The organism is Streptomyces albidus (ex Kaewkla and Franco 2022) (assembly GCF_013870515.1).
GTDB classification, from domain to species: Bacteria; Actinomycetota; Actinomycetes; order Streptomycetales; family Streptomycetaceae; genus Streptomyces; species Streptomyces albidus.
In genome coordinates this window covers 1-10,756 of record NZ_JACBXA010000203.1, presented here as the reverse complement: position 1 = coordinate 10,756, position 10,756 = coordinate 1, and the positions used below count along the sequence as shown (strand labels likewise).

The following is a 10,756-nucleotide window of genomic DNA, read 5'->3' as shown; positions in this document are numbered from 1 at the left end:
CCGGACGGCAAGACGGTCGCCGCCGTCAGGACCAGGGCGCCGAGCGAGCCGTAGATCGCAGCAGAGCGCACTGCGGAGGCCTCGTTCCTCTTGAAACCGGGAACGGGCGTCCGCTCTCGCGTGGAGTGAGCACCCGTGAACAATGTGTGACAAGAGGGATGCTCAGTGCGGCAGTTGGCGAAGTAAAGGACCGACAGCCGTGTCGGCTGCAATGCGCCCGATGCAGCGAACGCCCCCACTCCTGCACGAGTGGCCGTGCCCGTGCAGGAGCCCGGCGGAGCGGAATCGCGTGCGAAGTCCGCCCGTACGCACCGGAGTCGGGCCCCGACTGCCCCCGGAGGCGCGGTCAGCCCAGGCGAAGAAGGTGCAGCCGGCGCCGAATCCGGCCCTGTGGCAGCGGCTCCGGGCCCGACCGCTCCAGCCACCACAGGCGCAGCTTCCTGCGCGTGCTGCGGTCGGCTGCCGGGCCCTTCCTTCCGTCCGCGCCCTGCTCCAGCAGGTGCCCCGCGAAGTTCAGCGCGTCGAGCCGGTAGCCGCCGGTCATGGGCCGTCCGCGTGCGTATGCGGCGAAGGCCGAGCGGAAGACCGTCTCGCCGAGGATCTGTGGCAGCTCGGGCGCCACCTTCGCGACCACGTCGGCCCGTTTGCCGATCAGCGCCCGCCTTTGCACTTCGAGCCTGTCCGCGTCGAAGCCGGGAGGCACCGGTGCGCCGGCCACCAGCGTGGCCAGCAGTCCGGCCTGCGCCCTGCTCAGACGTTCCCGCGCGCCGGAGAGATCCCGGGCGGCGTCCGTTCCGCTCGGCTCAGCCATGTGCCACCGCCCGCTGTGAACCGTGGCGTTCGAGCACGGCCCGAATGCTGCCCAGTTCGCCCTCGAGTTCGCCGACGGCCGGGAAGTTCTCGTCTCGTTCCAGCAGCACGCCGGGGGGTGCCGTACGTGCGCACAGCTGCGCGAGCACGTCGAGCACGGGCTGTGTCACGGCGTGCCCGTGGCTGTCGTGCCAGACGCCGTCGCGCTCGAAGCCGCCCGCGACATGGACGTACGCCAGTGCCTCCAGCGGCAGTTCGTCCAGCGCCGTGGCGGGGTCCTCGCCACGGTTGACGTGGTTGGTGTGCAGGTTGGCGACATCGATGAGGAGCCGCACGCCGGTACGTTCCACCAGTTCGGCCAGGAACTGGCCCTCGGTGAGCTCCTCGTCCGGCCAGTTGACGAGCGCCGCGATGTTCTCGACGGCGAGCGGCACGGGCAGGGCCTCCTGGGCGATGCGCACGTTCTCGCACAGCACGTGGAGCGCGTCCCATGTGCGGGGGACGGGCAGCAGATGGCCCGCCTCCATCCGCGGGGTGCCGGTCTGCGGCCCTCCTGCCCGTACGAACGCGATGTGCTCCGTGACGAGCGGGGCCTGAAGCGCCTCGGCCCGCTCGGCCAGCGCCTTCAGGCGCTCCGGGTCGGGGAGTTCGGCTCCGCCGAGCCCCAGCGAGACGCCGTGCGGTACGACGGTCGTGCCGCGTTCCCGCAGTCGTTGCAGGGCGTCGGGAAGATGCCCCGGGCAGATGTTCTCCGCGACGACCTCGACCCAGTCGATGCCCGGCAACGCCTCGATCCCGTCCGCGATCTCGGACCGCCAGCCGATGCCGGTGCCCAGCCGCACGCGGGTGCCTGTTCCCTCCATGCGCGACTCCTCCCCCGTCTCCCCGTGTTCTCGTTCCGTGCTGTACGGCTCCTGCCACGATCCGGGCGGACGAATCCTCGGCGGGCACTGTTCAGAGCAGGACTTGAGGTTCGGGCGGAGCGGGCGGTCACACGGGCTCAGCCGCGGCGCAGCGCGGGATGCTCGGCGACGACCGTGCAGGACCCCGCGGCGACCTCCGTGAACCCCGCGTCCCGTACGACCGGGAGGCCGCTGCGCACCAGACGGTTCCACGCCTCGGGCCCGGGCGCCGTGCGAACGGAGAGCGCGAAGCCGGCCTCGCGCCAGCTCGTACGGGCGGCATCGGGCAGGTCCCACCAGGCCAGTTGCGCGCCGTGCGCGGCCTGAGCCATCGCCTTGCCGGCGGACATCTCCAGGTCCGGGCCCGACCACAGCACCGGCAGTCCCTCCGCGGGCGGCGGGGGCGGCTCGGGGTCGGTCAGTTCGGTGCCGGAGACCTGGAGCCGTGCGAGATCCCTCGGCCAGTCGTCCACGGGAACGGGCGGGAAGACCCGCACCGCCGCCGTCCCTCCGGTCACCGTGATGCCGGGCAGCGCCTCCGCGCGCCGCCACTCCGCGCCGCGCGCACGACGGACCACTTTGCGGATGGCGATGTCCTCCCACAGCCGCACCGACTCCGCCCATTCGCCGTCGCCGACGGCTCGTTCGTCGGTGAGAAAAACGAGCACCGCGCGCGCCGCGGTCTCCAACGCGTCCGTCAGAGAGGGCGGTTCGTCCCGCTCCATCCGGACCACGAACGGCAGTGCGTACTCCTGTGCGTCGATCACCCACCGCAGTCTGCCAGCACCCGCTACCGTCAACTCTCATGAGACTGGACGGAGTCTGCCGCCGCTACGGACGCACGGGACCGTGGGTGCTCAGTGGAGTCGACCTCTCACTCCCCGAAGCCAGCCTGGTGCGGATCGAAGGCACGAACGGCAGTGGCAAATCGACCCTGTTGCGCCTGCTCGCCGGCATCGACGCACCCACCGAGGGCCGGATCTCCGGCCGGCCCTCCAGCGCCTTCGTGCCCGAACGCTTCCCCGCCGCACTGCCGTTGACGGCTCTCGGCTTCCTGACGTACCTGGGCCGGGTGCACGGGCTCCGGCGGACCGCCGCGTTCAAGGCGGGCCGCGACTGGCTCGAGCGCTTCGGGGCCGCGGCGTACGGCCGTACGCCGCTCTCGGAACTGTCGAAGGGGACCAGCCAGAAGGTCGCCGTGGCACAGGCGTTGATGTCCCGTCCCGGGCTGCTCGTGCTGGACGAGGCGTGGACCGGCCTGGACCTGCCCGCGCGCTCCGTCCTGGACCGGGCCGTCGCGGAACGGGTCGCCGACGGCGGCACCGTCGTCTTCGTGGATCACGATCCCCGGCGCCTCGACGGAGCACCCTCCGCGATCTACAGGGTGGAAGGCGGAAAGCTGTTCGAGTTCGAGGGCTACGCGACCCACGAGCCCGGGACGGCTCCCGCCGGTCCGTGCGTACGCATCGAGGCGGAGGGGCCGCCCGGCGCCGAACCTCCGTCGGGGCTTCCGGGCTCTCCGCTCGCCGAGAGCATCCCGGACGGCTCGACCTTGCTGACGGCACCCGTCCCGTACTGCGACCCGCTGCTCCGCAGCCTGCTCGCCGCGAACTGGCACGTCCGCTCCGTACGCGAGGAGTTCCTGGAGGAGTCCGCCGGGCCGGCACCCGAGACGGCTCCCGCGGAGTCCGCCGAGGCGGCGTCCGCCGTGTCTCCCGAGGAAGCCGTCGAAGCCGGTGAGCAAGCCGGCGAGGGGTCCACCGTGGAGGCCGCCGTGGAGTCCGGCGAGCCGGCCCCGGCGGAGTCTTCCGAGGAACCTCCGGAGGAGCGTGTGGAGATCACCGAGCAACCCGCCGAGAAGTCCCGCGAGGAGTCCGGGGAGGCAACTCGATGATCGCCCTGATCCATTACCAGGCCGCCGTGCTCATGGGCTCCCAGCGCTGGCTGCCGCCCGTGCTGCTGTACGTCACGCTCATGGGCGTCGTCATCCAGTGGGACCGGCCGCTGCTGGACTCGCTCGGCGTCTCCGCAGCGATGCTGCTGCCCGTCGCCGCCTGGCTGGTTCGCATCAGCGTGGGTGCCGAGCCGACCTCCTCACGGCAGTGCACCGCTGCCGCGGCGGGGCCGGGGCGCGTGCACCTCTCCAGCGTCCTCACGGCCTACATCGGCGCGAGCCTGCTGGGTGTGGCGGGCCTCGTCTACGTCGTCTCGGTGAGCGATCCGCACAGCTCCGAGGGCCAGGTGAACGTGCCGGTCTTCCCGGCGGTCGTGGCGGGGGTGCTGGCGTCGTCGGCTTGCGCGCTGTTCGGCACGGCGGTGGGCGCCCTGTGCAACCGGCCGCTTCTGCGCAGTACGGCCTGGGCGGTGACCTCGACCCTGCTCGGCGCGCTGCTGGTGCTCGTCGTCAGCGGTTCCCCGGCGAACGCCGCGGTCAGGGGGCTGGTGACGGGCTCCCACACGGGGACGGTGAACCCGCCCTGGGGATCGGCCGTGCTCTCCCTCGCGGTGGCGGCGCTGGCGACGGCGCTGGCCTGCACGCAGGCGTCCCGGCGGGGTTAGACGAAGCGGGACCACCCCCCTGCGGCCGGCCGGCGCACCGGCCGCAGGGGGAGTCGGCTCCTACTCGAGCCCCTAGTGCTTCCAGGGACCGGTCACCGCGAAAGTGGTGCCCGGCGTGTAGCAGTTGAAGAACATCGTCCGGCCGTCCTCGGAGAAGGTCACGCCCGCGAACTCGCCCCATGCGGGCTCCTCCGGCGTGCCGATGTTCTGCCGGCCCCGCGCCATCGGGTAGAGGGCGCCGTGCTTGGTCAGACCGAAGACGTGCTGTGCGCCTTCGCCGTCCTCGCAGACCATCAGCCCGCCGCTGGGCGCCAGGCAGATGTTGTCCGGCTCCTCACCGGGCAGCTGCAGGTCCGTGTCCGGGCCGAAGGCGACGACGAGGGTGAGCTGCTTGTGCTTCGGGTCGTAGCGCCAGATCTGGCCGTAGTGGTCGGCCTTCGAGCCCTCCTCGCTCTTGGCGTAGCTGGAGACGAAGTAGACGCTCTTGCCGCCCCAGTAGCAGCCCTCCAGCTTCTGGGCGTGCGTGATGCCGCCCTTGCCGAAGTCCTGGAAGCGGATGGGGGTCTCCTTGGCGAGCGGGTCGGGCACGTCGACCCATTCGATCCCGTCGAAGGTCTTGCCCGGCTCCTGGACGGCCGACAGGTCGGGCACGCCCGGCACCCGCATGGCCTGGAGCTTTCCGCCCGCGTGCAGGGAGCCGTACCCGCCCAGCGGCTTCTCCGGCAGGAAGCGGTAGAAGAGACCGAACGGCTTCTCGAAGGCGTCCTCGGTCTCGTAGACGACGCCGTTGCGCGGGTCGAAGGCGATGGCCTCGTGCTGGAAGCGGCCCATCGCCGTCAGCGGCTCGACCGAGGTGGGCCGGTCGTGGCGGAACCCGACCTCGAAGATGAAGCCGTGGTCCTTGCTGTAGCCCTCCTCCCCGGCCTTGAACTCGGTCTCCTCGCAGGTGAGCCAGGTGTCCCAAGGGCTGGGCCCGCCCGCGCAGTTGGTCGAGGTGCCGGCGATGCCGACCCGCTCCTGAATGACCTCGTTGTGCCGGTCCAGCTCCAGGAGGGTGCAGCCGCCCTTGGCGTCCGGGTCGTAGGTGAGCCCGTCCACTGTGGGCACGCCGATCTTGCCGTCCTGGCGGTTCTCGTGGTTGCGCACGAGCCACGTCGAGCCGTGCTTGTGCCCGTGGCGGTTGTCGTGGCCGCGGGTGGAGAAGGCGGACATGCCGTCGAAGTTGCTGGGCGTCTTGCCCTCGCCGGAGGGCAGCGGGTCGCCCTCGCGGGAGAGGATCTTGTAACGGAAGCCCTTGGGCAGATCGAGAACGCCGTCGGGGTCCGGGACGAGTGGCCCGTAGCCCGAGCGACCACCGGTGCCCTGGGCGGCTGCGGTGCCCGTGAACAGCTCCGAGAGGGCACCCGAGAAGGCGATGCCTGCTCCCATCGCGCCCGATCTTGCCAGCACTTGACGTCGTGAAGTCGTCATGAAGAACTCCCTGTTGGCGGCCAGGTACGAGGTGTGTCTACCACGCGGACGGGTGTACGAGCACTAGGCAGGGCGTCAGTATCTACGCGCGTGGGGGAAGGGCCCCGGCCGTCTCGCCGCACAGGCCTCGTCACGCGTGGACGAGTCGCTCGCCGTCGCGTGCGAGGGACGTCAGCCGGGAAATGGCGCGGAAGTATTTCTTCCGGTAGCCGCCCTCGAGCATCTCCTTGCTGAAGAGCTCGTCGAAGGGGGCGCCGGAGGCGAGCACCGGCAGCTCCCGGTCGTAGAGCCGGTCCGCGAGCACGACCAGCCGCAACGCCGTCGACTGGTCCGGCACCGGCCCCACCCCCGTGAGGCAGACCGCCCCCAAGTCGTCGACCAGAGCGCCGTATCGGCTCGGGTGGACCCTGGCGAGATGGTCGAGGAGGGCGGGGAAGCCGTCGAGTGACACGCCGGGCGTGCGGACGGCGGCGGCCGTGACCTCTTCCTCGGCGAAGGGCGCGGGAGCGGCCGGCAGACCGCGGTGCCGGTAGTCCTCGCCGTCGATGCGCAGGGTCCGGAACTGCGCGGACAGGCCCTGGATCTCGCGGAGGAAGTCGGCGGCGGCGAACCGGCCCTCGCCGAGCTTGCCTGGGAGCGTGTTCGACGTGGCGGCCAGGGCCACTCCCTGCTCGACGAGCCGGCTGAGCAGGGAGGAGACGAGCACGGTGTCGCCGGGGTCGTCCAGCTCGAACTCGTCGATGCACAGCAGGCGGTGGTCGCCCAGCGTCCGCACCGTCTGCTGGAAGCCGAGGGCGCCCACGAGGTTCGTCAGCTCCACGAACGTGCCGAAGGCCTTGCGCTCGGGCGGTGCGTCGGTCGCGTGCCACAGCGAGGCGAGCAGGTGCGTCTTGCCGACGCCGTAGCCGCCGTCGAGGTAGACACCCCGCGGACCGGAGGTGTCCGCCGCCGCGGATCCGCGCCGGAACCAGCGCCTCCTGCCGCCTGCGGTGCCCTTGCCGCCGTCGAGCCCCTGGGCGAAGGAGCGCAGCACCCGTACGGCCTCGGTCTGGCTCGGCTGCGCCGGGTCGGGCACGTACGTCTCGAAGCGGACTCCGTCGAAGCGCGGGGGAGGCACCATCTCCGCGACCAGTCGCTCGGCGGGCACGTGCGGCTGGCGGGCGCTCAGGGACAGCGGCTCGGCGCTGCCGGCCCCGGGGAGCTGACCTGCGGAATCGGCGGAGTCGAGGGAGGGGGACACGCTCTTCATGCTAAAGGCAGACGGAACGCGGGCTCCGGGCGGTCCGCAGGGAGACCGCCCCGCGGCCAGGGGCCCGCAGGACCTGATGCCGGAGCGGAGCGTGCCAAACTGCGCCCCATGCGACGTCTGTTCCCCGGCAGTGCCGACGACAAGGTCCACCCGTCCGGGACGACCGGTGAAACCGCCCAGCCGGATGCCGCCGCTGACGGACAGTGGAGCATCGAGGCGCTGGCGAAGGCGTACGAGTACCCGGAGCCGGCCTCCTCCGGCGAGGAGGTCTGGCTGCGCGCCAACATGGTCTCGTCGCTGGACGGCGCCGCCTACCACGAGGGCCGCTCGCAGCCGCTCTCGTCCGAGGCGGACATGCGCATCTTCGGCGTGCTGCGCGGACTGGCGGACGCAGTGGTGGTGGGTGCGCAGACCGTACGGCAGGAGGGGTACCGCCCGGCGCGGGAGCGCGAGGTCTTCGCGCGCCGGCGGGCGGCTGCCGGTCAGGGCCCCGCGCCGGCGATCGCCGTGGTGTCCGCCGGACTGGACCTCGACTTCTCGCTGCCGCTCTTCTCGCGGCCCCTCGTGCCGACCCTGCTGGTGACGGGATCGGCCGCTCCCTCCGACCGGGTGGCGGCGGCACGTGAGGCCGGCGTGGAGGTCGTCTTCGCGGGCGCCGGCGCGGTCGTCGACCCCGCGAGGCTGCCGGGTGCCCTGGCGGAGCGTGGCCTGCGGCGGCTCCTGACGGAAGGCGGCCCGAGGCTGCTGGGGCAGCTGATCGCCGGGAACGTGCTGGACGAGCTGTGCCTGGCCCTCGCGCCCCGCATCACTTCGGGCGACGCTTCCCGGATCGTCGACGGACCTCAGATCGCGGTGCCTGTGGACTTCCGGCTGGCGGGGGTACTGGAGGAGGACGGGTTTCTGTTCACCCGTTATCAGCGCATCCGACAATCGGCGGAATAGGGCGATGCCTTTCCGCATCCTGGGCAGACTTGGGTGCGCAAGCCCCGCGTACGCGGGGAGCAAGACGTTCGAGTCGGAGCCCGTCCGGGCTCCATGTGGGAGAAGGGCACCGCTGTGTTCACGACCGTACTGATGATCGAGAAGCCGCTGGTGTCCGACGACGTGGAACTCGTCACGACACTCCACGGAGACGAGGCCGTCTCCTTCGTCGTGCTGATACAGCCACGAGGCGACCAGGACCGGCTGCTGCGCGCCCTGGACGACGTCGCGCTCGGCGAGTTCGACGAGGCCGTGCGTGAAGGCAGCGAACCTGACGACCGCGAGACGAAGCAGCCCGCCACCCGCGCGCTGGAGCACTCGCTGGCCATGCTGAGGGAGGCCGGAGCGCAGGCCGAGGGTGAGGTCATCGAGGACCACCCCCTCGACGTGCTCACCGCCGTCGTCGAGCGGACGAAGGCCGACGAGGTCATCGTGCTGACGGCCCCGCACCTGGTCGAGGAGTTCTTCCACCGGGACTGGGCGACCCGCGCCCGGCACAAGGTGGGAGTCCCGGTGCTGAAGCTGTTCGCGCACACGGACTAGGCGAGCCCGCTCGCGTCCCGGGCCAAGAGGGCACGGGGCGCGAGCAGGGACGGGCCGGGGGAGGAGAACGGGCGGTGTGCGCGTACCGCATAGGCTTGAGCGGCGCGCGTATCGCGTACCGCACACCGTGCGTTCTTCATGCGGTGCGCACCGCGCCCGACTTCGAGAGTACGAGCCCATCCAGGAGGCGCCCGAATGGCAGCCGACCCGTCCCGCACGACCGTCCCGGAAGCCCTGGCACGGCCGCACTTCATCGGCATCGGCGGTGCGGGGATGTCCGGCATCGCGAAGATCCTCGCCCAGCGCGGAGCGCGGGTGGAGGGCAGCGACGCCAGGGAGTCGGTGACGGTGGCGGCGCTGCGCGGGCTCGGTGCGGGAGTGCACATCGGTCACGACGCCGGGAATCTGGCGCAGGACGCCACGTCGGTCGTCGTCTCCAGCGCCATCCGCCCGGACAATCCGGAGCTGGCCGCGGCCGCCGCACGCGGCGTTCCGGTCGTGCACCGCTCGGACGCGCTCGCGGCGCTGATGGACGCGTGCCGGCCGCTGGCCGTCGCCGGTACGCACGGCAAGACCACCACCACCTCGATGCTCGCGGTCGCCCTGGGTTCGCTCGGGCTCGACCCGTCGTACGCGATCGGCGGCGACCTGGACGAGCCGGGCTCGAACGCGCACAACGGCCGCGGCGAGATCTTCGTCGCTGAGGCGGACGAGAGCGACCGCAGCTTCCACAAGTACGCGCCCGAGGTGGCCATCGTGCTCAACGTGGAGCTCGACCATCACGCCAACTACGCCTCGATCGAGGAGATCTACGAGTCCTTCGAGACCTTCGCCGAGCGCGTTCGCCCCGGCGGCACGCTCATCGTCTCCGCGGACCACGAAGGCGCCCGCGAGCTGACGCGCCGGGTGCGTGAGCGCGACACGGTGCGCGTACGGACGTACGGCGAGGCGGCCGACGCGGACGTGCGCATCCTCGACATCACCGCGCACGGCCTGACGAGCGAGACCACCGTGCTGCTCGACGGGAAGGAGATGACCTTCGCGGTCTTCGTCCCCGGCAGGCACTACGCGAGCAACGCCGTCGCCGCGCTCGTCGCGGGATCGGAGATGGGCGTGCCGGCCGACGAGCTGGCCAAGGCCCTGGGCACCTACACCGGTGTGCGGCGGCGCCTCCAGCTGAAGGGCGAGGCCGGCAGCGTCCAGGTCATCGACTCCTACGCCCACCATCCGACCGAGATGACCGCCGACCTCGAAGCGATCCGCGGCGGCGCGGGCGACGGCCGCATCCTCGTCCTCTTCCAGCCGCACCTCTTCAGCCGCACCCAGGAGCTGGCGACCGAGATGGGGGAGGCGCTGGCGCTGGCGGACGCCTCCGTCGTCCTCGACATCTATCCCGCGCGTGAGGACCCGATCCCCGGGGTCACCAGCGCTCTGATCATCGACGCGGCACGAGCCGCGGGCGCCGACGTGCAGCACGGCCGGTCCAGCACGGCGGGCCCGGAGCTGATCGCGGGAATGGCCGGGCCCGGTGATCTCGTTCTCACCATGGGGGCGGGTGACGTGACGGAGCTGGGGCCGAAGATCCTGGGTCTGCTCCAGCGCTGAGGGCCGTGAGTACGCCCCGGCGGAGCCCGGACCCGCGACAAGCGCAAGGAGGCGCTCGTGACGTACGAGATCGACAAGCCCGAAGAGCAGTGGCGGGCCGAGCTCAGCCCCGGTGAGTACCGGGTACTGCGGCAGGGCGGCACGGAGCCCGCCTTCACCGGCGAGTACACGGACACCAAGACGACCGGCGTCTACAACTGCCGGGCCTGCGGGACGGAGCTGTTCCGTTCGGACACGAAGTTCGAGTCGCACTGCGGCTGGCCCAGCTTCTACGACCCGTCCGACTCCGACGCCGTGGAGCTGATCGAGGACCGCTCGATGGGCATGCTGCGCGTCGAGGTGCGGTGCGCGCGCTGCGGCTCCCACCTCGGCCACGTCTTCGAGGGCGAGGGCTATCCGACGCCCACGGACCAGCGGTACTGCATCAACAGCATCTCGGTGAAGCTGGAGCCCCAGAGCTCCTGACCACGCTCCCGGCAGGGGCGGCGGTGAAGGCGGTCATTCGACGCCGTTGCCGCCGCCTCCGTTGCCGTTGGGGGTGGAGGGGGTGGTCTTCTGAATCTGGAGCAGGAACTCGGCGTTGGACTTGGTCTGCTTCATCTTGTCCAGGAGGAGTTCGATGGCCTGCTGCTGGTCC

9 protein-coding genes and 1 pseudogene are annotated in these 10,756 nt (G+C 71.5%); 6 read left to right on the top strand and 4 right to left on the bottom strand.

From position 1 onward, the window contains the following. Positions 1-346 precede the first annotated feature (346 nt). Positions 347-1,673 (bottom strand): annotated as a pseudogene (locus H5J26_RS23475) (DUF692 domain-containing protein). Positions 1,674-1,810: 137 nt separating this feature from the next. Further along, on the bottom strand, positions 1,811-2,437 hold the full coding sequence (locus tag H5J26_RS23470; RefSeq protein WP_181767936.1) for a peptidyl-tRNA hydrolase: 627 nt from the start codon (positions 2,435-2,437) through the stop codon (positions 1,811-1,813). A gap of 80 nt (positions 2,438-2,517) precedes the next feature. Between H5J26_RS23470 and H5J26_RS23465 the strand changes: the two genes are divergently transcribed. Next, entirely contained in the window at positions 2,518-3,606 is a 1,089-nt protein-coding gene (locus tag H5J26_RS23465) for an ABC transporter ATP-binding protein (RefSeq protein WP_181767935.1), read from the top strand. Next, complete coding sequence (locus tag H5J26_RS23460; RefSeq protein WP_181767934.1) at positions 3,603-4,271, top strand: ABC transporter; 669 nt, start codon at positions 3,603-3,605, stop codon at positions 4,269-4,271. The genes H5J26_RS23465 and H5J26_RS23460 overlap by 4 nt, the downstream gene beginning before the upstream one ends. A gap of 72 nt (positions 4,272-4,343) precedes the next feature. Here H5J26_RS23460 and H5J26_RS23455 read toward each other — a convergent pair whose 3' ends face one another. Next, the gene (locus H5J26_RS23455; RefSeq protein ID WP_181767933.1) at positions 4,344-5,741 is read right to left on the bottom strand and encodes an alkaline phosphatase PhoX; all 1,398 of its coding nucleotides are present in this window, start codon (positions 5,739-5,741) and stop codon (positions 4,344-4,346) included. A gap of 130 nt (positions 5,742-5,871) precedes the next feature. Continuing rightward, positions 5,872-6,990 carry a cell division protein ZapE gene (gene zapE, locus H5J26_RS23450; protein ID WP_181767932.1) on the bottom strand — a complete coding sequence of 373 codons (1,119 nt, stop codon included), beginning with the start codon at positions 6,988-6,990 and terminating at the stop codon, positions 5,872-5,874. Between the two features lie 108 nt (positions 6,991-7,098). Between zapE and H5J26_RS23445 the strand changes: the two genes are divergently transcribed. From H5J26_RS23445 to msrB, 4 genes are all read left to right on the top strand, one after another. Beyond that, positions 7,099-7,932, top strand: coding sequence for a pyrimidine reductase family protein (locus tag H5J26_RS23445; RefSeq protein WP_181767931.1), 834 nt, complete (start codon positions 7,099-7,101; stop codon positions 7,930-7,932). Positions 7,933-8,046: 114 nt separating this feature from the next. Next, on the top strand, positions 8,047-8,514 hold the full coding sequence (locus H5J26_RS23440) for an indole-3-glycerol phosphate synthase (protein WP_181767930.1): 468 nt from the start codon (positions 8,047-8,049) through the stop codon (positions 8,512-8,514). A gap of 195 nt (positions 8,515-8,709) precedes the next feature. Further along, positions 8,710-10,119: a UDP-N-acetylmuramate--L-alanine ligase gene (gene murC, locus H5J26_RS23435; protein WP_181767929.1), complete on the top strand. Its 1,410-nt coding sequence runs from the start codon at positions 8,710-8,712 to the stop codon at positions 10,117-10,119. Positions 10,120-10,176: 57 nt separating this feature from the next. Continuing rightward, positions 10,177-10,584 (top strand): peptide-methionine (R)-S-oxide reductase MsrB, encoded by a 408-nt coding sequence (gene msrB / locus H5J26_RS23430; RefSeq protein ID WP_181767928.1) that lies wholly within the window; start codon positions 10,177-10,179, stop codon positions 10,582-10,584. Positions 10,585-10,756: the final 172 nt, after the last annotated feature.